Origin of the sequence: Martinezella paranaensis (assembly GCF_014200235.1) — a bacterium.
Classification (GTDB): Bacteria; Pseudomonadota; Alphaproteobacteria; order Rhizobiales; family Rhizobiaceae; genus Rhizobium; species Rhizobium paranaense.
The window spans coordinates 134,535-154,317 of record NZ_JACHBI010000014.1 but is presented as its reverse complement, the minus strand read 5'-3'; the positions used below and the strand labels follow the sequence as shown (position 1 = coordinate 154,317).

Annotated in this window: 21 protein-coding genes and 1 pseudogene; 12 read left to right on the top strand and 10 right to left on the bottom strand. The window is 59.4% G+C overall.

What is annotated here, in order from left to right:
• The first annotated feature begins 347 nt into the window (after positions 1-347).
• The 4 genes from GGD50_RS26615 (at position 348) to GGD50_RS26600 (ending at position 3,795) form a co-directional block, all read left to right on the top strand.
• Entirely contained in the window at positions 348-1,109 is a 762-nt protein-coding gene (locus tag GGD50_RS26615; RefSeq protein ID WP_107106500.1) for an SDR family oxidoreductase, read from the top strand.
• A 73-nt stretch (positions 1,110-1,182) separates the two neighbouring features.
• Positions 1,183-1,584, top strand: coding sequence for a cupin domain-containing protein (locus tag GGD50_RS26610; RefSeq protein ID WP_107106501.1), 402 nt, complete (start codon positions 1,183-1,185; stop codon positions 1,582-1,584).
• 209 nt (positions 1,585-1,793) lie between these two features.
• The gene (locus GGD50_RS26605) at positions 1,794-2,228 is read left to right on the top strand and encodes a CBS domain-containing protein (protein ID WP_107106616.1); all 435 of its coding nucleotides are present in this window, start codon (positions 1,794-1,796) and stop codon (positions 2,226-2,228) included.
• 73 nt (positions 2,229-2,301) lie between these two features.
• Entirely contained in the window at positions 2,302-3,795 is a 1,494-nt protein-coding gene (locus tag GGD50_RS26600) for a cyclic nucleotide-binding domain-containing protein (RefSeq protein ID WP_107106617.1), read from the top strand.
• A 116-nt stretch (positions 3,796-3,911) separates the two neighbouring features.
• On the opposite strand, the gene GGD50_RS26595 is transcribed toward GGD50_RS26600, so the two are convergent.
• Positions 3,912-4,157 (bottom strand): DUF2934 domain-containing protein, encoded by a 246-nt coding sequence (locus tag GGD50_RS26595; RefSeq protein ID WP_107106502.1) that lies wholly within the window; start codon positions 4,155-4,157, stop codon positions 3,912-3,914.
• Positions 4,158-4,582: 425 nt separating this feature from the next.
• Here GGD50_RS26595 and GGD50_RS26590 point away from each other — a divergent pair, with 425 nt between their 5' ends.
• From GGD50_RS26590 to GGD50_RS26575, 5 genes and pseudogenes are all read left to right on the top strand, one after another.
• Positions 4,583-5,422 (top strand): sugar phosphate isomerase/epimerase family protein, encoded by an 840-nt coding sequence (locus GGD50_RS26590; RefSeq protein ID WP_245407396.1) that lies wholly within the window; start codon positions 4,583-4,585, stop codon positions 5,420-5,422.
• A 416-nt stretch (positions 5,423-5,838) separates the two neighbouring features.
• Positions 5,839-6,627: an EAL domain-containing protein gene (locus GGD50_RS26585; RefSeq protein WP_107106503.1), complete on the top strand. Its 789-nt coding sequence runs from the start codon at positions 5,839-5,841 to the stop codon at positions 6,625-6,627.
• Positions 6,624-6,749 (top strand): hypothetical protein, encoded by a 126-nt coding sequence (locus GGD50_RS33265; protein WP_281397248.1) that lies wholly within the window; start codon positions 6,624-6,626, stop codon positions 6,747-6,749. The genes GGD50_RS26585 and GGD50_RS33265 overlap by 4 nt, the downstream gene beginning before the upstream one ends.
• 386 nt (positions 6,750-7,135) lie before the next feature.
• Positions 7,136-7,366, top strand: a pseudogene (locus GGD50_RS33560) (helix-turn-helix domain-containing protein); the annotation flags it as partial.
• A 147-nt stretch (positions 7,367-7,513) separates the two neighbouring features.
• A complete protein-coding gene (locus GGD50_RS26575; protein ID WP_210203674.1) occupies positions 7,514-7,957 on the top strand; it encodes a Ros/MucR family transcriptional regulator in 444 nt (147 codons plus the stop codon).
• An 84-nt stretch (positions 7,958-8,041) separates the two neighbouring features.
• Here GGD50_RS26575 and GGD50_RS26570 read toward each other — a convergent pair whose 3' ends face one another.
• Positions 8,042-9,643, bottom strand: coding sequence for an inorganic phosphate transporter (locus tag GGD50_RS26570; RefSeq protein WP_107106504.1), 1,602 nt, complete (start codon positions 9,641-9,643; stop codon positions 8,042-8,044).
• 275 nt (positions 9,644-9,918) lie between these two features.
• Between GGD50_RS26570 and GGD50_RS26565 the strand changes: the two genes are divergently transcribed.
• Positions 9,919-10,227 (top strand): GCG_CRPN prefix-to-repeats domain-containing protein, encoded by a 309-nt coding sequence (locus tag GGD50_RS26565; protein ID WP_107106505.1) that lies wholly within the window; start codon positions 9,919-9,921, stop codon positions 10,225-10,227.
• Positions 10,228-10,368: 141 nt separating this feature from the next.
• On the opposite strand, the gene GGD50_RS26560 is transcribed toward GGD50_RS26565, so the two are convergent.
• The 3 genes from GGD50_RS26560 to GGD50_RS26550 are packed head-to-tail and all read right to left on the bottom strand — an operon-like array spanning position 10,369 to position 12,001.
• On the bottom strand, positions 10,369-11,004 hold the full coding sequence (locus GGD50_RS26560) for a hypothetical protein (RefSeq protein WP_107106506.1): 636 nt from the start codon (positions 11,002-11,004) through the stop codon (positions 10,369-10,371).
• Between the two features lie 34 nt (positions 11,005-11,038).
• A complete protein-coding gene (locus GGD50_RS26555) occupies positions 11,039-11,779 on the bottom strand; it encodes a CbtA family protein (protein ID WP_107106507.1) in 741 nt (246 codons plus the stop codon).
• A 12-nt stretch (positions 11,780-11,791) separates the two neighbouring features.
• Positions 11,792-12,001, bottom strand: a complete 210-nt coding sequence (locus GGD50_RS26550) for a CbtB domain-containing protein (RefSeq protein WP_107106508.1) — start codon at positions 11,999-12,001, stop codon at positions 11,792-11,794.
• 229 nt (positions 12,002-12,230) lie between these two features.
• Between GGD50_RS26550 and GGD50_RS26545 the strand changes: the two genes are divergently transcribed.
• On the top strand, positions 12,231-12,794 hold the full coding sequence (locus tag GGD50_RS26545; RefSeq protein ID WP_107106509.1) for a histidine phosphatase family protein: 564 nt from the start codon (positions 12,231-12,233) through the stop codon (positions 12,792-12,794).
• 4 nt (positions 12,795-12,798) lie between these two features.
• On the opposite strand, the gene GGD50_RS26540 is transcribed toward GGD50_RS26545, so the two are convergent.
• The 5 genes from GGD50_RS26540 to cyoA form a co-directional block, all read right to left on the bottom strand.
• Positions 12,799-13,554: an SURF1 family protein gene (locus GGD50_RS26540; protein WP_442967413.1), complete on the bottom strand. Its 756-nt coding sequence runs from the start codon at positions 13,552-13,554 to the stop codon at positions 12,799-12,801.
• A 107-nt stretch (positions 13,555-13,661) separates the two neighbouring features.
• Positions 13,662-14,075 (bottom strand): cytochrome o ubiquinol oxidase subunit IV, encoded by a 414-nt coding sequence (gene cyoD / locus GGD50_RS26535; protein ID WP_107106511.1) that lies wholly within the window; start codon positions 14,073-14,075, stop codon positions 13,662-13,664.
• Positions 14,072-14,701, bottom strand: a complete 630-nt coding sequence (gene cyoC / locus GGD50_RS26530) for a cytochrome o ubiquinol oxidase subunit III (RefSeq protein WP_107106512.1) — start codon at positions 14,699-14,701, stop codon at positions 14,072-14,074. Before cyoC ends, cyoD begins: the two co-directional genes overlap by 4 nt.
• 5 nt (positions 14,702-14,706) lie before the next feature.
• The gene (cyoB, locus tag GGD50_RS26525; protein WP_107106513.1) at positions 14,707-16,710 is read right to left on the bottom strand and encodes a cytochrome o ubiquinol oxidase subunit I; all 2,004 of its coding nucleotides are present in this window, start codon (positions 16,708-16,710) and stop codon (positions 14,707-14,709) included.
• Between the two features lie 46 nt (positions 16,711-16,756).
• Entirely contained in the window at positions 16,757-17,914 is a 1,158-nt protein-coding gene (cyoA, locus tag GGD50_RS26520; protein WP_107106514.1) for a ubiquinol oxidase subunit II, read from the bottom strand.
• Between the two features lie 397 nt (positions 17,915-18,311).
• Between cyoA and GGD50_RS26515 the strand changes: the two genes are divergently transcribed.
• A complete protein-coding gene (locus tag GGD50_RS26515; RefSeq protein WP_107106515.1) occupies positions 18,312-19,649 on the top strand; it encodes an MFS transporter in 1,338 nt (445 codons plus the stop codon).
• Positions 19,650-19,783 lie beyond the last annotated feature (134 nt).

Genomic DNA, 19,783 nt, shown 5'->3' with positions numbered 1-19,783 from the left:
AGATCACACACAAAGCCCCACACGGGGCTTTCTGCGTTTTTAGGATGCCGTCGCGGCGACGATATCAAATGGCCCTCGCCAACATAAAGACGCGCATACAGCCCAGACACCCAGCGCGCAGTCAGGCTGCTTGCCCGTCTGGCAAACCCAGCCAATACCTAGAGGCGCCGCCTCGAGTTCGTTTCGGCCAAGATTGCCAATCATCCGATATAGCCAACCTACACTTTGGCATCGTGTGGCCAATGCTTCCGTTCGATAGGCTCGCGCGCCGGCTTGGCGCATTCTCCCCGGCATTGGTCACGACCACTGCAAGAGCAATTTCTAAATCGGAAATCGGGAGACTGGACATGAAAATCGTTATTATCGGTGGCACAGGCCTTATCGGTTCAAAGACGGCGGAGCGGCTGCGCAAGAAGGGTCACGAAGTGATCGCTGCCTCGCCGAATACCGGGGTGAATACCATCACCGGAGAGGGATTGGCGGCAGCTCTTGCCGGCGCACAGGTCGTACTTGACCTGGCGAATTCGCCATCCTTCGAGGATAAGGCCGTCCTGGAGTTTTTCGAAACCTCCGGCCGAAACCTGCTTGCCGCGGAAAAAGCCGCCGGGGTGAAGCACCATATCGCGCTCTCGGTCGTCGGCACTGAGCGCCTGCCGAAAAGCGGCTATTTGCGCGCCAAGATGGCCCAAGAGAATTTGATCAGGGCTTCCAAGATCCCCTATACCATCGTTCACTCGACGCAGTTCTTCGAGTTCTTGGGCGGGATCGCTCAATCGGCAACGGTCGGCGACACCGTGCACCTGCCGGCCGTCAATTTTCAGCCCATCGCCTCGGACGATGTTGCTGATGTCATGGCGGATGTGGCGCTGGCCCCGCCGGTGAACGGTATCGTCTATATTGCCGGGCCTGAACGTGGGCGCTTCACCGACATTGTCGGGCGGTTCCTGAAAGCGAGCAACGATCAGCGCAAGGTCGTAGGGGATCCGCACGCGCTCTATTTTGGTACGGAGTTGGATGACGGTTCGCTCGTTCCTCGGGAAGGGGACAAGCCACGCATAGGCGCTGTCCGTTTCGACACTTGGTTCAGCCAATCTGCCCGCAAGAACTGACAATCAGGATTGCCGAGGCCTGGTTGGTCGCCAGGCCGTCCGCTCTCCTCCATTCTCAAATTGGAGATTTCACATGATCAGGATATTCCTTGGTGCGCTGGCGCTGGCCGCCGCTTCCGTGACCACAGCAAACGCCCATGGCGACTCGGCCAAACTCGTCTACGAGCATGCGCTGCCGAACGTTCCCGGCAAGAGTATCAAAGCCGTGCTCGTCGAATATGAACCGGGCGGCACTTCGCCTGCTCATACGCATCCAGCCTCCGCTTTCATCTACGCAACGGTCCTTGAGGGATCGATCCGAAGCAAGGTCAATGACGGACCGGTAAAGGTCTATCGTGCCGGCGAAAGCTTTTCAGAGTTCCCGGGCGATCATCACGGTATCAGCGAGAATGGTAGCAAGACGAAGCCTGCTCGCCTGCTTGCCGTGTTCGTTGTCGACACCAACGAGACCAACCTGACGACCTACGAGAAATGAGTTCGATCATCTCGCGGCAAGCCTCCCACTAACATTTGCCGCATCTCGAAGTGGCGTCGCGTCGCGGCGTCACTTCGATCGAGCTCTTCGGCTATGGGGATCGGCGGCCTGCGGCGAATGAGGGCAGGCATTGAATTCGGCAGCCGAAGCCGCGAGCGAAACATCTATTGCCCCGGCAGTCGGCCGTTGGGCACCGACAGGAGGCGATGATGCGCATCGAACGGCTCTACACAATGACATCGGCTCGCCTGATGGTGATCGATATCAACGCCACGCTGCAGGCTGCCGCTCTTTCGCTTTCCAATCCTGGGATAGGATTGGCCGTCGTCAGCGGCGAGAACGGGAAAGCAACCGGCGTGCTCAGCAAGTCCGACCTTATTCGCCACCTTACGGATCGAGAGCCGGAGGCCTCGGTGGTGACGCTCATGAGCAGGAATATCGTCTCCTGCGATCCCAATGATGAGCTCCTGGCTGTCTGGCAGATCATGGTGGTGCAGCGTCTTCAAAACATGCCGGTACTCGGTACGGATTCGAAGCCTCTTGGCGTTCTCGATATCCGCGATGCGATGAAGGTGCTCTTTGAACAGGAACAGCTCCAGGAGCATATGCTGGCGGATTACATAGCGGGAACGGGCTACAGGTAAGTGGCAACGGCCTGAGATCGGCCTCTCGATATTCAATCATTATCAATGTTGCCGCCGCCGAGAGATGATCATCATGCTGCAGGCATATCTTGACGGACTCGCGCGCGCTTCTCTGGCATGGCTGATCATTCTCGAGCTGGCTGGAATAGTCGTATGGCACTTGATCCCGCGTTGGCGGGCGAACCTCCGGCTTGTCGTAGAGATTGCCTTCTTTGCCGCGATGACCGCCGTTCTTGTCTACAGCGATATCTCGCCCAGCCGGTTTCAAGGTTACGGTCTTGAAGATGCTCATGCCTTTGTCGTCATCATGGCGAAGCTGCTGTGGTGGCTTCATCTCGCATGGGCCATCATCGGCTTCGTACGCATTTATCTGGTTCTCGAAGGCAAGCCACGCGAAGCTCACCTTCTGCAGGATATCGTCGTCGGGCTGGTCTACCTTTGTGTCACGTTGTCCGCTCTGGCCTTCGTGTTTGGCATTCCGATCGGAACGCTGGTCGCCACGTCCGGCGTGATTGCAATCGTCCTTGGTTTGGCACTCCAAAACACCCTGGGGGATGTTTTCTCGGGCATCGCTCTCACGCTCGGCCGCAGCTACTCCTTGGGCGACTGGATTCTGCTTGCGGACGGGACGGAAGGGCGTGTCATTGCCAGCACATGGCGGTCGACGCAGGTTCTGACCGGAGCGAACAATGTCGTCGCTCTGCCCAACAGCGTGCTTGCCAAGCTCGGACTGACGAATATCAGCCAGCCCGATGAAACGCATCTCCTCAAAATGACGGTGCGAGTCGCGCCGACGCGAATGCCCTCCATCGTCGAGGACGTTATGCACGCGGTCTTGGCCGGCTGTAACTCGATCGTTAGGGAGCCGCCCCCGCAGGTAGCGCTGAAGAACTTGGATGCCGTTGCCCTGGAAGTTGAGCTGCAGTTCTCGGTAAAGAACCCATCGCTGCGGACGAAAGCCCGAAATGAAGTGATGGACCTGTTTTATCGCCACTGCAAATCCGCCGGATTACTGCTGGCGATGCCACCATCAGCTATCGCGCTGATGACCGAACCGCCCACGGAAGAGCGCGCCAAGCCGCCCGAGATCACGCCGCTTGCCCTCATTGAAGCGATTCCCATTTTCGTTGGCCTGACGGGGTCCGAGAAGGAGCTCCTCGCCGGATCATGTGCGGTCCGCGAATATCAGAAGAATGATGTCATCGTTCATCAGGGAGAAATGCTGGCTTCCATGATGATCATCCGCGCCGGCATCGTCGCAATGCGTCATGGCGAGCAGGAACAGAGACGGCTGTCGCCAGGGGATTTCTTCGGCGAGAGCGGTTTGCTCGCGGGAATGGGCGAAGTCTGCACGCTGCAGGCGCTCACGCGCGTCACTGTCTACGAAATCGATCAGCAGAGTTTTGCGCCCCTGCTCGACGCGCGCCCGGCCATGGCGGAGGAAATAGCCGCAAGACTTTCCGCCCGCGCCGATCACGTTCGCCATCTGCCCCTCTCGACAAAGGGGGGAGAGGAACGGAGCGCCCGCGCCTTCCTGAAGGCGATGCGGACGATCTTCCGCAGCTAGCAATTATTGCGCCGCTATTGGCGACGGGGTGTGCAACGAAAAGTCGCCCTTGCAGGGCCACCGGCATGTGTGGCGGCTTCCTGGGCTGGCTTGGCTGTTCTCTCTATGCCCAGCCCTTATCGCGTGCCGGTCAATTTGGAGAATGGTGGAAGTCCGGCTCTTTTACCGAGACTCGGCTCTTTCCCTCTGAATCTGATGAGGATTTCCTCGCCGTCCACGGAGGCCCGTGTTCTCTCAAGATCTTCCCGTTCGGCGGCAGCCTGATTCCAATGTTCCTGATCGCGGCCGTCGGGACGGCCAGCTTCTTCCCACAAAGAATATGCACGTTTTTTGATCCACTCATGTGCCTGTTCAGTCGGCATTATGGTCTCCTCCAGATCAAGGAACGTTTTTAGGAAATTTTTGTCTCGATGAATGTGTGCCGGCGGACGCCAACATTTTGTGGGAATTTTCAGGCGCCCTCGACCACGGACGGAAAACCAACATTTGAAGGGAATGTTCCCGGCTTCTGATAAAAATTATAGGCGCCGCGGATCGGCGCATCAGAAACGCTCGCTAAGCTCCCTCGTGGGGACGATGACAAGCATGGTGGAGGCCTCGATCGGTGTCTTCACGCTGTTCGAATGCGCGAGGTTTCCGCGATCACTACCGCCAAGCTCTTGACGCTCGAAGGATGCTTCACAATTATCCATTTAGTTACTAGCGTCGCGCTTGGTTCGTGTCTCCAAGGGACATCGCGTTGGCGAAGCTGACATATTGATATCCCTGGAACCAAGCGGAGGAGGCGATGGTTACCGCCATTGATGTCAAAGCCGCAAGAATGTCGCTGGCATTTTCGACACTGGGCTGTGCGGAGTTGGAACTGGACGAGGTGCTCGCTCTGGCAGCACGCCACGGCCTCGACGCGATCGAAATTCGCGCGCTCGGCGGCATGATCGATCTGCCGTCCTATTTTGCCGAACGCTTCGGCACTCCGGCCGGCCTTGTCCATGCCCTGGAGCGTTCCCCGGTGGCCGTTTGCGCGCTGAACACATCGATGCGTCTCGTTGGCGCTACGCCGCAAGCGAAGGAAGAGTTCCTGCGCTATCTTCCATGGGCCGAAGCGGCCGGCATAAAGGCGCTGCGCGTTTTCGATGGCGGCAGCACCGGCGATACCGGCGAACTGTCCGAGGCACTGTCGACGCTGGAATGGTGGCGCGAGACCGCCAGCCGCGAGGGTTTTGCCGCCGATATCATGGTGGAGACACACGACTTTCTGGCGCACCCGGACGCGCTCGGCCGTTTTCTGGAAGCGGCACCCGATTGCGCCCTGCTCTGGGACACGCATCACACCTGGCGCAAAGGCGGACAAGATCCTGCGGAGACCTGGAAGCAAGTACGCCAGAACGTCAGGCATCTGCATGTGAAGGATAGCATCTCGAAGGCGAGCGGAAAGCTGCCATATACCTACGCGCTCCCGGGCGCCGGCGAGTTTCCTATGCCGGCGCTGCTCTCCGCATTGGCTGCCGATTGCTATGATGGCGTCATGAGTCTCGAATGGGAGCGGCTGTGGCATGCAGATCTTGCGCCGCTCGATCATGCCTTGCGGGAGGCAAGGCAAGCGAACTGGTGGCCGCAGCCCGATTAAAGCGGCCCCAGAGGTGATTCGCTGGTATTTGTTGCGGGCCCCGCCGGAAGAACTTACGTGCCCGACGCATCCCTCAATATAGCGCCCAATGGTTTGTGGCCGGAGATTGTTGCCGCTCGCTTCGGCAATAATTGAATTAGTAACTCAAAAAAATCGCATCAATTGAATGTTTGATGATACTAGTTTACATATTAGGAATATATTGATTCTAAATATGCTGTCGCCTTGACGCGACATATTCTGCTTGCGGAAGGGAAACTCTAGTTACCTTGAGTTAGAGGGCGTCTCACAGATGGAAAAGGCGGCTTTTGGGCACCAGAAATCCCATGCTCCCAGCCTGTTTGCGTCATTTTCACACGTCGGCCTTTCTTTCCAAATTTCGGTTTGCTGCTCATCTTGCAGCCGTTGGAGGCTTGATGAGCGGTAGAGGAAACCGGACTGACAAGGGGCATAATGCCCTGATTTTGAAGGCAATCGCCAAGGGCGGCCTGAGCTTTGTCGTACAGCCGATCCATGACGTCAAAAACATCGAAGAGATTCTTTATGCCGAGTGCCTGGCGCGCGTAACGGATGCCGAAGGCGTCGTTCACACAGCTGGCGCCTTCGTGCCGCAGTTGGAACGATTGGTCGGCCGCTTCGACCTCGATTTCCGTATGCTGGACATGATTCTGGCGGCCTTGACGGCGGATACGACACTGACACTCGGCTGCAATCTATCCGCAGCCACGTTGTCGGCGCCGGATCAATTTGCCGATATCTTCAGCCGAATCAGCCAACAGCCCGAACTCGCCTCCCGGCTTATCGTTGAAATTACCGAGACTTATCCGCCGGTCGGTGCCGCCATCGAACGATTGAAAATGATACGTGCACTCGGTTGCCGCATCGCGATCGACGATTTTGGCACCGGCTTTGCGACGCCAGCGCACCTGCTGCAGGTCTCGGCCGATATCATCAAAGTCGATGCGTCTTTTGTCCGCGATATCAGGCCAGGCCCGGATGGCCGCGACAGCCTCTATCATCTGGTCGGCTTTGCATCCTGCCTTGCTCCCATGGTCATTGTCGAGGGAATCGAAACCGAGGCGCAATTGGAGGCGGCGCGCACGAGCGGCGCGACGCATGTGCAAGGTTTTCTTCTGTCCAGGCCCGTGGCGCTTCAGCAGCTTCCACAGACCAAGGGCAAATTCGGCCTGCGGGAGGTTGGATGAATATTCCATCCCTCGTCCCACAAAACTGCGCGGCAAAACGAACCGACGGCTTGGAGTTCATCGGCGGGAAAAGCGGCTTGCCTGCCTTTCTTTCCGCCTCAATCGCGGAGGTGACGGTATGATCAAATATCCTTCCTTCCATCGGGATTATGATGTCTCCGCTGCCTCCACAGCACAGGATGTGCAGGCGCAAGTGCGGCTTAATCTGCTGTTCGAGGAGTTGCAGGGCCTGTTCCCCGGCGCTTCCTACATTGGTAGCGGATTGCCGTTCGCCCTTGTGGGCGGAGAGGACCCGCATATCGTCATTCGCAACGTGTTGGGAGATGTCTCCGGACGGGTCACGATCGACGCCGAAAACGGCCTTTATGTCTTTTGTGAACTCGACCGTGCCGCCGGCATCGTGCTGGCGACGGCGAGCGAAGAGCGGCTGATCGATGAGATCGTCGCACATCTCTCCGCCTGCGATGACAGCCTGGCGCCGCACACGGTGAACACCGCCGTCGGTGTTCTCGTCGGCCAGACCGTGGAGGATGTCGAGCGCAGGCTGATCCTTCAGACCCTGCGTCACTGCAACGGCAATCCAACCTATGCCGCCTTCATGCTCGGCATTCCCCTTATCGTCCTATGTACCAAGCTGGCCACCTATTTTGCCGATCCTGCAAAGGACTTTGCAGACGCCGCAGAGGATTTTGCAGATGCGGCCGGCCATGCCGAGCCCGTGGAGAAAGACCGACAATGAGCAGGCGTCCTCATCCAGGGATGCCGAAGATGCCGCAAACCAAAACCTGTGGAGTTTGAACCAATGCAAGATTCACGAATGGGTTTGTACATGAAGCAATCACGCGAGGCGGCTCACACCAGGCCACACGAGATCCGGGAAACGATGATGGACGCTTTCAGCAGCAGAAGAGACCAGCCCCAGCCGCAAATGCATGTTCTGTTTGATGGCTGTGTGAAGATTGTTTCGGCCTATGTCAGCCACAATCCCATTCTTGTCGGCAACCTTCCGAAGTTGATCGCGGATGTGCATGAAGCGTTGCAGGCTTTGGATGGATCCGCGCCTCCGCTGGAGCAAACCAGGCCGGTTCCCGCCGTCGATCTCAAGAAGTCGGTGACGAACGACTACATCATCTGCCTTGAAGATGGAAAACGCTTCAAGACGCTCAAACGGCACCTGCGCGTCCACTACGGCATGACGCCTGAGGAATATCGGGCAAAATGGGGTCTTGCTCCCAACTATCCGATGGTCGCCCAGAACTATGCGAACCGCCGTTCGGAACTCGCCAAACTCTCCGGCCTCGGCGCCAACGGTAACAAGCCGCAAGAATAATGGCGCCCTTGGGGAAGGGCGCCATCAACCTCCAGCGATATTTGCCGGCTAAACGACAGCCGGCTCGATAACTTGTGACGCCAGTTAGAAGACCTGGCGAAGCACGATGAAGAGCACGAAGGCAAGCGCGATCGAGGCCGGCAGGGTCAAGATCCAGGCCATCAGCATGTTGCGAACGGTGGACCATTGCAGGCCCGAACCGTTGGCGGCCATGGTGCCGGCGACGCCGGAGGATAGGACGTGCGTCGTCGAAACCGGCAGGCCGAGATGGTCGGCCGCACCGATCGTCAGCATGGCGACGACTTCGGCGGCTGCACCCTGGCCATACGTCAGGTGGGTCTTGCCGATCTTTTCGCCGACGGTGACGACGATGCGCTTCCAGCCGACCATGGTGCCAAGGCCGAGTGCCAGCGCCACGGCAACCTTCACCCAAAGCGGGATGAACTTGGTCGCGTGATCGACGGCGGCGTGATAGTTGGTCACGGCTTTCAGGTCGTCGGCGCTCATCGGCAGCAGCTTCTGCTTGTCGATCAGCTTCAGCGATTCACCGATCAGATAGATGTCGTTACGAACGTTGCCGACGAGGCCGTTCGGCAACTTTTCGACGCTCGGATAAGCGGCGATCTCGACGCTCGTGGCGTGGATATAGGCCTGCAGTGCCGGGGTGGTTGCGTCCGTCCAGGTCTTGCTCTTCACGGCATCGCTGACGACAGCCTTCGGGTCCGCAGGCGTGGCAACGCCGGGCTTCACATACTTGCCGAGGACAGTTTCGACCTGCGTCGAGGCTGCCTTGTAGGCATCGAGGTAGTTGATATCGGGTGTCCGGTTCAGCGCGAAAGCGGTCGGTACGAGGCCGATGAGGATGAGCATGATCAGACCCATGCCCTTCTGGCCGTCATTCGAACCGTGGGCGAAGCTGACGCCGGTGCAGGTGAAGATCAGCAGAACGCGAATCCACAGCGGAGGCGGCGCATTGCCCTTCGGCGCTTCATAGAGGTCCTTGTTGCGGATCAGAACTTTGGAAACCAGCAACAACAGCGCAGCGAGGCAGAAACCGATGATCGGCGACAGCAGCAGCGACAAGCCGACATTGCTTGCCTGCGACCAGTCGACACCGCTCGTGGCGGAACCGGCAGGGGCGAGGAACTGATTGGCAAGACCGACGCCGATGATGGAGCCGACGAGCGTGTGCGAGCTCGATGCCGGCAAGCCGAGATACCAGGTGCCGAGATTCCATACGATGGCGGCGGTCAACAGGGCGAAGACCATGGCGAGGCCGGAGCCGGAGCCGACCTGCAGGATCAGTTCGACGGGCAACAGCGCCAGGATGCCGAAGGCGACGGCACCGGAAGAGGTCAGCACGCCGAGGAAATTGAAGAAGCCCGACCAGATAACGGCAAACTCAGCCGGCAGCGAGCGGGTGTAGATGACGGTTGCGACCGCATTGGCGGTGTCATGGAAACCGTTGACGAATTCGAAGCCGAGCGCGATCAGCAGCGCCAATCCGAGCAGGATCCACGGAACCGCGGCAGCATTGGCAAGATCGCTGCCAAGGGCATAGCCAACATAGGCAAGGCCGCCAAGTACAACGATGCCGAAGATCGGCAGAAACCATTTAGCGGAACCGCCCGCGCCGTGAATAGGGTGATTGCTACCCTCAGTATTGCTTGAAACGACGTCGACCATCTCAAACTCCTTTATGACAAATAAAGTTGACCATTTAAGCGCGGTTGATGAACCTCTAATGACGCATAAAGAGATACTTATGCGGGTCATGGTTGTATCGTGCTTGCTCGCCGGCAGATGCGTTTCGCGTTAAGCGAAAGCTTATGGAAGGATCATCTCAACTTAACGTTCAACGTCTTGATTTCGCCGCGAAAATGCCTTTTTCGGTTCACCCGGCGTTCAGACGGCAGGGGTTTAAATCCGCTTGCAAGGGACTTGAAGAGAGGATCATCACGATGAGATTGTCCGTGATTGCCGTTGCTGCCGTCCTCGGCAGCCTTGTCGTATCTTCGGCAGAAGCGATGCCTATCGCTGCCGTTGGAACCGTAGCTAAAGCGCCGGTCGTAAACGTCGATTATGCCTGCGGCCGTGGCTGGCACTTGACGCCTCGCGGCGCATGCCGGCCGAACCGCTATGGACCGCCGCGCGGCTATGGCTGGGGATATTACAGAGCGCCACCGCCGCGCTGGGGTTGGTATGGCCATCGCCCCTATTATCGTGACGGCTGGGACGGTGGTTGGCGGGGCCGGCCGCGGGATTGGTGAAATCAGACACGTCGCCGTCCGGTGACGGCGGGTGCCGTCTACTAGAGCGGGGCAGCGATTCATGGAATCGCTTTTCCGCTCTATCTCTTTGTTTTTACGCATTCCAGACGGAAAACCGTTTCGCACGTTTCCTGGAATGCGCTAGTCGGCAACGACCGGCTTTATCCGCAGGAGCCGCGCGGTCCACCACAGCGCGGTCACTGCCGTCATCAGTGCCAGCATCGTCGCGGCAAGGCTTTTGCCGTGCAGAAAGATGCCGGCGAGCTGCGGCCGGACAAGGTCGGCCGTGTTGAAGCCCTCGCCACTGAAACGGCAGAGAACAAGCGATAGATTGTTGCGTACAAGCACGCCGTCGATTTCGGAGATGAGATCGCTGGCGGCCGCTTTTTCATCCTTCATCGTGCGCATCTGCAGCAGCGCCATCTTGGCCGCGGCGAGATAGGCATGCGAGCATTCGTTAAAGGGGCTGTCCTCATCCGCGACGCTTCCCGGCATGACGCCCCAAAGGCAATAGGCGCGCTGAATCTGTGCGAAGTTCAACACGCGACGGAACGCCTCGTCGGTGTCGGATGCCGATGAGGCAAGCGCAACGATACGCCCGTAGTAGGGGGCGATCACAGCCATCTCACCATGGCTCAGACTTGGTATAGGAATGCCCGCTTGGCTTCCCGACGAACCACCGGTATGCGCCTTCGCCTCTATTGGCAGGCTCAGGATGCAGATCAGGTAAAAGACCGACAATAGAATGGCTGGTTTCAGCAAGTGAGTCCCACGCATGAAGACATGCGGGGGACATATCAGGCTTGCCATTTCAGGCCCGGCGCATGGCCGTGCGGCCGTTGCGAACCTGCGGCAGATCGCGTTCGGCCCATGCCCCGAAGGCGAGGCCAAGCGTCGTCCATAGGATCGCGTGCATGCCGAGCGAAGAGATCCGGAATCGCCAGAGCACGACGGCGGAAAACTGCTCCGGCACCTCGTTGATCGCCGGCAGCAGGTATTGCACCAGGCCGATGAACACGATGTAGGCGATGCCGGCGAAGATCGCGCCGTTCCATGATCCGTAGCGCGCCGCCAACTGACGGGCGAGGGATACCGCGGCAACCATGGCGACGATGGAGGCCACGATCATCACGAAGAACAGCTCGGTCCTGGCGCCGATCGTATCCGGAGTGCCGATTGCCGGCGGATTGGCCGGATATTTGATGTCGGGAACCAACGAAATGGCGATAAAGGCGGCGATAGCCAGCAGGGCGGCAGTGCCGCGCGCGCCAAAGGGGCTGACACGGCCGTAGACATAGGCGAAGACCAGGGCAAAAAGCCCGCCGACCGCTGCGGCATAGATGATGATGCCGGTAAAGAGACCGAGGCCCGCCTGCGTGGCGCGGCTGACGATCTCCGGTTCCGGCATTTCACCTGCCGCCTGGGCAGCCTGCTCCTCAAACGCGATCGCTCGATCGACGAGCGGCTCGCCGAACGTATGCGCGAAGGCGAAAATGAGAATGCCAGCAAGCACTCCGACCAGCATGCCGCGGAGCAAAAGGCGTCCAACCATGAGCGTTACCCCTTAGTGGCAGGGGAAGCCGAGCAGGTGGCGCGCGTCATGCACGAATTCGTGCACGTAGGATCCGGAGAACAGCGCCGTCGCGCCTTCTTCTGCGCCGATGAAATAGATCGCCAGCATGAGGAGAAGCCCGGCAAAGATCGCCCAGGGCAGGATTTCGCCAGCCGGGATCGGAGTCGGGATTGCGGTCGGTGCGAATGTGGTGTCAGACATTGTATTCCCTTTTTTGAATAACGCGTTCCATTTGCGGAAGGGTTTTTTACGGGAAGGGTCTGGCTCTCTAGGGGCGGTATCCGCCCTTCGATTACAGTGGCGCGACCGCGCCGGGATTGCACCGGCTTCCACACCCGTAACACTAAGTTTATATCTGGCAGCAAAGATAGTTGTCAATCAAACGCCATCGCGATGCGAAATCGCGACAAGGATGGAGTTATCGAGCTGTATGAAAGGGCGTCTGAGCTGGATTTGTCACGGGCCGACCCGCGCCAATCGTGAGGGACGCTTTCCCGGCGACGAGCCGCTGGAGGCAAAAGCGCTCGAGCGTATTCAACTGCCGTCCGGGCTCGCAACGGTCGACCGGGCGTGGACGAGCCCGGCGCTGCGGGCTCGGCAGACGGCTGCGGCTTGCGGGCTCGACGTCAGGGAGGAGCTGTCTTTCCGGGAGTGCGACTACGGGCGCTGGCAGGGCAGGCCGATCACCGAACTGCATGAGAGCGATCCGGAAGCGCTGACGCAGTGGATGCTGGATTTCGATGCGGCGCCGCATGGTGGCGAGCCCTTGTCCGCCGTGCTCGCCCGCGTCGGAGATTGGATGAAGACCCACATCGGCGATGGCGGTCACACCGTCGTCGTTACGCATGCGACCATCATTCGCGCCGCCATTCTCCATGTGCTGCAAGCGCCGCCTGCGGCGTTCTGGACCATCGACATCGAGCCGCTCGGCATCGTGGAGATGACCAGCGATGGCCGCCGCTGGCAGCTTCGTTTTCCGAATGCTGCAAGATAGCGCTCTAGTGGCGCGCCTTCCCCCGCTGCCCCTCGAAATAGACGAGATAGGCGGCAAGGCCTGATGTCATCACGGCAAGCCCGTACCAGGTGATGGCGTAGACGAGATGATTGTTGGGGAAGACGATCTGCGTCAGGCCGCCGACCGGTAGGTCGTCTGGATTCTTCGTGTCGTCCGCATCGATGAAATAGGGTGCGACGTTCTGGAGGCCCCGCGCCGCGGCGATCGCCGTGACGTCGCGGGAATACCAGCGCTCTTCCGCCGGCACGTTGGAGCGCAGCAGCGTGCCCTTCGGCTCGTTGATCCGCAGCAGGCCGGTAACGGTCGTCTCGCCGGCCAGCTCGCCTGCGGGGCGGGTGTTCGGATTGCGCTTGTCACTCGGTACGAAACCGCGATTGACGATGATAATCGTACCATCGGCCTCTTTCATCGGCGTCAGCACCCAGTAACCCGCACCGAGCGCGGTCGAGGCATAGACCTGCGCTTCCTTGTCGTTGAGGAAGGTGCCGGTTGCCTGGACATGCTTGTATTCATAGCCGGCGGCATCGATCGTGGGCCATTCCGCCGGACCGGGGGCGGCGACGGGCGGCGCATGCACGCGGGCATCGACGCGGGCGATCAGATCCAGCTTCCAGGACAGCCGCTTCACCTGCCATGTGCCGAGCGCAATGAGCGCCGCAGTCAACAGCAGAAGCAGGATCACCCAGATGGCAAGCGTGAGCGCGGAGCGCGGCTTTTCGGAAAGGGAGGGGGGGGGGATGTCGGTCAAGGCGCAAAACTCCATCGGAGGCGCGGCGCAGTCGTCCGGCGAATATCTGGCGCCGGGAATGGCGGCGGGCATCCGTCGGGACGCCCGCCGCTCGATCGTTATGGCAGGTTGCGCATCATGTCGGGCGACATGGTCATCATGTTCGAATTCAGGTGGTGCATGACCCAGAGCGAGCCGGAGAGCGCAATGATCACCAGCACGATGGTGAAGATCAGCGCCATCATGTTCCAGCCGCCTTCCGACTTGGTGTTCATGTGCAGGAAGTAGATCATGTGCACGATGATCTGGATGGCGCCGAGGATCATGATCAACACCGCGGTGACGGCCGGATCGGAGAAGACCTTGGCCATGACCAGCCAGAAGGGAATGGCTGTCAGGATGACGGAGAGGATGAACCCCGTCATGTAGCTCTTGAATGTGCCGTGGCCGGCCTCGTGGCCGCCATGGCCGTGATCGTGACCATGACCGTGGGCGTCAGCGGAATGATGCGAAGGATTGGCGTTCGAGCTCATCCGAGAACTCCCATGAGGTAGACGAAGGAAAACACGCCGATCCAGACGACGTCGAGGAAGTGCCAGAACATCGACAGGCACATCAGACGGCGCTTGTTTTCGACGATCAGCCCCCGGCGGCTTGTCTGTATCATCAGCGTGATCAGCCAGACGATACCGGTGGTGACGTGCAGGCCGTGCGTGCCGACCAGCGTGAAGAAGGCGGAGAGGAAGGCGCTGCGCTGCGGGCCGGCGCCTTCCAGGATCAGGTGATAGAATTCGTTGAGTTCGAAATAGATGAAGGCAGCACCGAAGAGGCCGGTGATCGCCAGCCACAACAGCGTTCCCGACTTGTTGTCTTTTTCCATCATCAGCATGGCAAAGCCGTAGGTGATGGAGGAGAGCAGCAGCATCGTCGTGTTGAGAGCGACGACCGGCAGCTCGAACAGGTCAGCCGGCGACGGGCCGGCCGCATAGTTGCGGCCAAGCACGGCATAGGTCGCAAAGAGCACTGCGAAGATCAGGCAGTCGCTCATGATGTAGATCCAGAAGCCCAGCATCGTGCTGCCTTCGGGATGATGCTCTTCCTTCAGGTAGAAGGCGGGCGTTTCGCCGTCTTTCAGAGCTGGTGCGCTATGGGTCGTCATGGGTCTTATACCTGTCCTGCGAGCTGCTTCGTACGCTCGTTCTCGGTCTTCACGACCTGATCGGCGGGGATGTAGAAGTCGCGCTTATAGTTGAAGGTATGGCCGATCGTAATGGCGATCATTGCGACGAAGGTGATGGCGGCAAGCCACCACATGTACCAGATCATGCCGAATGCGAAGGCGATGGAGAGAACGCCGAGGATGACGCCCGTGCCGGTATTCTTCGGCATGTGGATCGGGATGAAACCCTCCGTCGGACGCTGATAGCCACGGTTCTTCATGTCCCACCACGCGTCGTGATCGTAGACGATCGGCGTGAAGGCGAAGTTGTAGGCCGGCGGCGGCGACGAGGTGGACCATTCCAGCGTACGGCCGCCCCAGGGGTCGCCGGTATGATCGCGAAGTTCTTCGCGCTTCATGAAGCTGACGCCGAGCTGGATGAGGAAGCAGGCGATGCCGATGGCGATCAGTCCGGCGCCGAAGGCCGCGATGATGAACCAGATCTGCAGCGACGGATCGTCGAACTGGCTTACGCGGCGGGTGACGCCCATCAGGCCGAGGATGTAGAGCGGCATGAAAGCGAACCAGAAGCCGATCTGCCAGAACCAGAAGCTCATCTTGCCCCAGAAGGGATCGAGCTTGAAGCCGAAGGCCTTCGGGAACCAGTAGTTGACACCCGCGAACATGCCGAAGAGCACGCCGCCGATGATCACGTTATGGAAGTGGGCGATCAGGAACAGCGAGTTGTGCAGCACGAAGTCGGCCGGCGGAACCGCAAGCATGACGCCGGTCATGCCGCCGATGGTGAAGGTCACCATGAAGCCGACGGTCCACAGCATCGGCGGCTCGTAGCGAATGCGGCCGTGGTACATCGTGAACAGCCAGTTGAAGAGCTTCGCACCCGTCGGGATCGAGATGATCATCGTGGTGATGCCGAAGAAGGAATTGACGCTGGCGCCCGAGCCCATCGTGAAGAAGTGGTGCAGCCAGACGAGGTAGGAGAGGATCATGATCACGCAGGTGGCGTAGACCATCGAGGCGTAGCCGAAGAGGCGCTTGCCGCAGAAGGTGGCCACGACTTCCGAGAAGACGCCGAAGGCCGGCAGGACCAGGATGTAGACTTCCGGGTGACCCCAGATCCAGATGAGGTTGACATACATCATCGGATTGCCGCCGAGGTCGTTCGTGAAGAAGTTCGTACCGGCGTAGCGATCGAGGGTAAGCAGAGCGAGCGTGGCGGTCAGGATCGGGAAGCTCGCAACGATCAGGATGTTGGTGCAGAGCGACGTCCAGGTGAAGACCGGCATTTTCGTGAAGGTCATGCCCGGCGCGCGCATCTTGACGATAGTGGCGATCAGGTTGATGCCCGAAAGCGTCGTACCGATACCCGCGACCTGCAGGCCCCAGATGTAATAATCGACGCCGACGTCAGGACTGTAGGCGATGCCGGAGAGCGGCGGATAGGCCAGCCAGCCGGTCTTTGCGAATTCGCCGATGAAGAGCGAGATCATGATGACGATCGCGCCTGCCGTTGTCATCCAGAACGAGAAGTTGTTCAGGAACGGGAAGGAGACGTCGCGTGCGCCGATCTGCAGCGGCACGACGAGGTTCATCAGGCCGGTGACGAAGGGCATCGCCACGAAGAAGATCATGATGACGCCGTGGGCGGTGAAGATCTGGTCGTAGTGATGCGGCGGCAGGTAGCCCTCGGAACCGTTGAAGGCGATCGCCTGCTGCAAACGCATCAGCAGCGCGTCGGAAAAGCCGCGCAGCAGCATGATCAAAGCCAGCACCACATACATGATGCCGATCTTCTTGTGGTCGATGCTGGTGAACCATTCCTTCCAGAGGAAGCCCCAGAGGCGGAAATAGGTGAGCAGGCCGAGCACGGCGATGCCGCCGATGGCGACGCCGATGAAGGTCGCGACGAGGATCGGCTCGTGATAGGGGATCGAATCGAGCGTCAGCCGACCGAAGATGAATTTATAGAGGTCCGGGTTGGAAAACATGGATTGCCTCTGTCCTTATAAATGTCTTGTTACTGAGCGCACGGGATCAATTGCTCGGCTGCTGTGCCGGCGTTGACGAACCGGCGGTCGGTGTAGCGCTGGACGAACCGGCTGAAGCGCCGTTGCCCATCTGCATATTGCCCATGTCCATGCCCTGCATGGAGGCGTCGCCGTGCTGCATCTCGTGAGCTGTGGTGTCGCTTGCCTTTACCGGCGTGACCTCACCGGCATCCGCACCGCGGTTGTCGTAGATCAAGCGCTCGCGGTTTTCCTGGCTGTCCTTGCCGGCGCCGCCCTTGGCATCGATATGCATCATCTCGCCCATGCACATCTTGCTGGGATCGGCGCACATATTGAGGATGGCGTCATAGAGACCGTCGTCGACCGAATTGAAGTAGCGCACCGGCTCTCTTTCGCTCGGCTTGGCGAGCGCCAGATATTCCGTGCGGCCGAGGGCCGTGCCCTGGCTCTTCACCTTCTGGACCCATCGGTCGAAGTCGGCTTGGCTAAAGCCATGGAATTTGAAGCGCATATGCGAGAAGCCGGCGCCGCTGTAGTTGGCGGACAGACCCTGATATTCGCCGGGGTGGTTGATGACGGCATGCAGCTTCGTTTCCATGCCCGGCATGGCGTAGATCTGGCCCGCAAGTGCCGGGATGAAGAACGAGTTCATCACCGAGGAGGCCGTGATCTTGAAATTGATGGGTGCATCCACCGGCGCGGCCAGTTCGTTGACCGTGGCAATGCCGAGATCGGGGTAGAAGAACAGCCATTTCCAATCGAGCGCCACGACTTCGACATTCACGGCCCTCGTGGTGGTCGTTACGGGCTTGCCGGCGTTGACGCGATCGAGCGGCCGATAGGGATCGAGCTGATGGGTGCTGATCCAGGTCACCGCGCCGAGCGCAATGATGATGGCCAGCGGCGCCGACCAGATCACCAGTTCGAGGCGGGTCGAATGATGCCATTCCGGATCATAGACCGACGTCGCGTTCGACTGGCGATATCTCCAGGCAAACAACAGGGTAAGGAAAATCACCGGGACGATGATCAGCAGCATCAGGACGGTAGAGACGACGATAAGGTCGCGTTGCTGCACGGCGATGTCGCCGGAGGGAGCCATTACCACCATATTGCAGCCCGAGAGCAGCAGGGTGAGCGGCAGGACGGATAACAGGCTGAAAATCTTCGATAGTCTTGGCACGTCTCAAAGCTCTTTTTGTTATTGACCGTACCGCGACTAAAGGACGGCGGTCATGAACGGTATGAGGTGTTTCGTCGCACCGCAGCAAGCTTGGGTGCAATGCGGGATCGACTGCAAACGTCACCTATCGGGAAAATCCTGAGAAATCCAGAAGGTTTTCCAACGACCGGTTGCCTTTGTCGCGGCTAATATACCGAGATCGGCGGATATGGCTACCGGTGGCGGCACGCCAACCCGGCATTGTCTTGGCAAAAAGGTCCGAATTCGGCCGGATCCAATCGCTAATTCGCGAATTATTCCATGCACGATACTTGATAAGTTCGTAAGTTTGATAAAACATCTTATCTCGACGCGACTTCGTGGAGGAATTCGCGTCCGGAGAGGGAGGCTCCCGTATATGGTCAGCGCCACGCATGAATCATTAAATCCAACGTCCGCCGGTTTGGAACGCGATGCTCGCAATATGCATGCTCGCGGTACTGTCGACCCCGGCAGTATTGCCATCGGCGTGATCATCGGTCGCACGTCCGAGTTTTTCGATTTCTTCGTTTACGCCATCGCATCCGTCCTGGTCTTCCCGAAGCTGATCTTCCCCTTCGCGGATCCCCTGCACGGCACGCTGCTTTCCTTCCTGGTTTTTTCGCTCGCCTTCATCGCCCGCCCGGTCGGTTCGTTTATCTTCATGGCGATCGACCGCACCTATGGCCGCGGCGTCAAGCTGACGATCGCGATGATTCTGTTGGGCGGGTCCACGGCGTCGATGAGCTTCCTGCCTGGCTACCACGAAGTCGGCGTCTATGCGATCGTCCTGCTTGCCGCCTTGCGTATCGCTCAGGGCCTCGCGCTCGGTGGCGCCTGGGACGGTCTTGCCTCGCTGCTGGCGCTCAACGCGCCGGCCAACCGTCGTGGCTGGTATGCGATGATCCCGCAGCTCGGCGCGCCGACCGGCTTCATGCTGGCAAGCGCTCTGTTCGCATATTTCGTGGCAAACCTCTCGACGGTGGATTTCCTGGACTACGGCTGGCGCTACCCCTTCTTCTGCGCCTTCATGGTCAACGTCGTGGCGCTGTTCGCCCGGCTCCGTCTGGTTGCTACACCGGAATTCGGTGCGTTGCTGGAGCGCCATGAGCTGGAGCCGGTCAGGATGACGGAGCTTCTGCGTGTGCATGGCCGCGACGTGCTGATCGGCGCTTTCGTGCCGCTGGCAAGCTTCGCGACCTTCCATCTGGTCACGGTCTTCCCGCTTGGTTGGGTAACACTTTATAGCGCGCAAACCCCCGGTTCGTTCCTGTTGGTGGAGTTCCTCGGCGCGATCTGCGGTATCGCCGCAATCGTCAGTTCCGGCCTGCTCGCCGACCGTATCGGCCGCCGCAATCAGCTTGCCGTTGGTGCCGTGTTGATCGCGGCCTTTGCTTTCGTCGCACCCTGGCTGCTCGATGGCGGTGTCACCGGCCGCCATGTCTACGTGGTGGTCGGCTTCACGCTGCTCGGCCTCTCCTTCGGCCAGGCCGCCGGCGCCAGCGCCTCGCGTTTCAGCCGGAACTATCGCTATAGCGGTTCGGCATTGACCTCGGACCTCTCCTGGCTGATCGGTGCCGGCTTTGCGCCCTTCGTCGCGCTTGCCCTCTCCAGCCAGTTCGGTCTGGTCTATACCAGCCTCTACCTGCTCTCCGGCGTGGTTTGCACGCTGGTTGCGATCTTCTTTAGCAAAACGCTGGAAACGCGCGACAACTGATCGAACCTTTGGAACATTGAAAGCCGCGGCGTGAAAGCGCCGCGGCTTTTTCTTTTGATAAGACCGTGTGCATCGTCGATGCGATCGAAACCACCTACGTTCCGCGCCTGGCTGGACCTCGCCGACAAGCGATC

Bases quoted from the DNA above. Each gene is read 5' to 3' on its own strand.
- GGD50_RS26565 (WP_107106505.1), top strand. From the start codon at position 9,919: ATGAGATTGTCCGTGATTGCCGTTGCTGCCGTCCTCGGCAGCCTTGTC.
- GGD50_RS26600 (WP_107106617.1), top strand. From the start codon at position 2,302: ATGCTGCAGGCATATCTTGACGGACTCGCGCGCGCTTCTCTGGCATGG.
- GGD50_RS26590 (WP_245407396.1), top strand. From the start codon at position 4,583: ATGGTTACCGCCATTGATGTCAAAGCCGCAAGAATGTCGCTGGCATTT.
- GGD50_RS26515 (WP_107106515.1), top strand. From the start codon at position 18,312: ATGGTCAGCGCCACGCATGAATCATTAAATCCAACGTCCGCCGGTTTG.
- GGD50_RS26615 (WP_107106500.1), top strand. From the start codon at position 348: ATGAAAATCGTTATTATCGGTGGCACAGGCCTTATCGGTTCAAAGACG.
- GGD50_RS33265 (WP_281397248.1), top strand. From the start codon at position 6,624: ATGAATATTCCATCCCTCGTCCCACAAAACTGCGCGGCAAAACGAACC.
- cyoD (WP_107106511.1), bottom strand. From the start codon at position 14,075: ATGAGCTCGAACGCCAATCCTTCGCATCATTCCGCTGACGCCCACGGT.
- cyoB (WP_107106513.1), bottom strand. From the start codon at position 16,710: ATGTTTTCCAACCCGGACCTCTATAAATTCATCTTCGGTCGGCTGACG.
- GGD50_RS26585 (WP_107106503.1), top strand. From the start codon at position 5,839: ATGAGCGGTAGAGGAAACCGGACTGACAAGGGGCATAATGCCCTGATT.
- cyoC (WP_107106512.1), bottom strand. From the start codon at position 14,701: ATGACGACCCATAGCGCACCAGCTCTGAAAGACGGCGAAACGCCCGCC.
- GGD50_RS26570 (WP_107106504.1), bottom strand. From the start codon at position 9,643: ATGGTCGACGTCGTTTCAAGCAATACTGAGGGTAGCAATCACCCTATT.
- GGD50_RS26545 (WP_107106509.1), top strand. From the start codon at position 12,231: ATGAAAGGGCGTCTGAGCTGGATTTGTCACGGGCCGACCCGCGCCAAT.
- GGD50_RS26595 (WP_107106502.1), bottom strand. From the start codon at position 4,157: ATGCCGACTGAACAGGCACATGAGTGGATCAAAAAACGTGCATATTCT.
- GGD50_RS26550 (WP_107106508.1), bottom strand. From the start codon at position 12,001: ATGTCTGACACCACATTCGCACCGACCGCAATCCCGACTCCGATCCCG.
- GGD50_RS26555 (WP_107106507.1), bottom strand. From the start codon at position 11,779: ATGGTTGGACGCCTTTTGCTCCGCGGCATGCTGGTCGGAGTGCTTGCT.
- GGD50_RS26575 (WP_210203674.1), top strand. From the start codon at position 7,514: ATGGACGCTTTCAGCAGCAGAAGAGACCAGCCCCAGCCGCAAATGCAT.
- GGD50_RS26605 (WP_107106616.1), top strand. From the start codon at position 1,794: ATGCGCATCGAACGGCTCTACACAATGACATCGGCTCGCCTGATGGTG.
- GGD50_RS26610 (WP_107106501.1), top strand. From the start codon at position 1,183: ATGATCAGGATATTCCTTGGTGCGCTGGCGCTGGCCGCCGCTTCCGTG.
- GGD50_RS26560 (WP_107106506.1), bottom strand. From the start codon at position 11,004: ATGCGTGGGACTCACTTGCTGAAACCAGCCATTCTATTGTCGGTCTTT.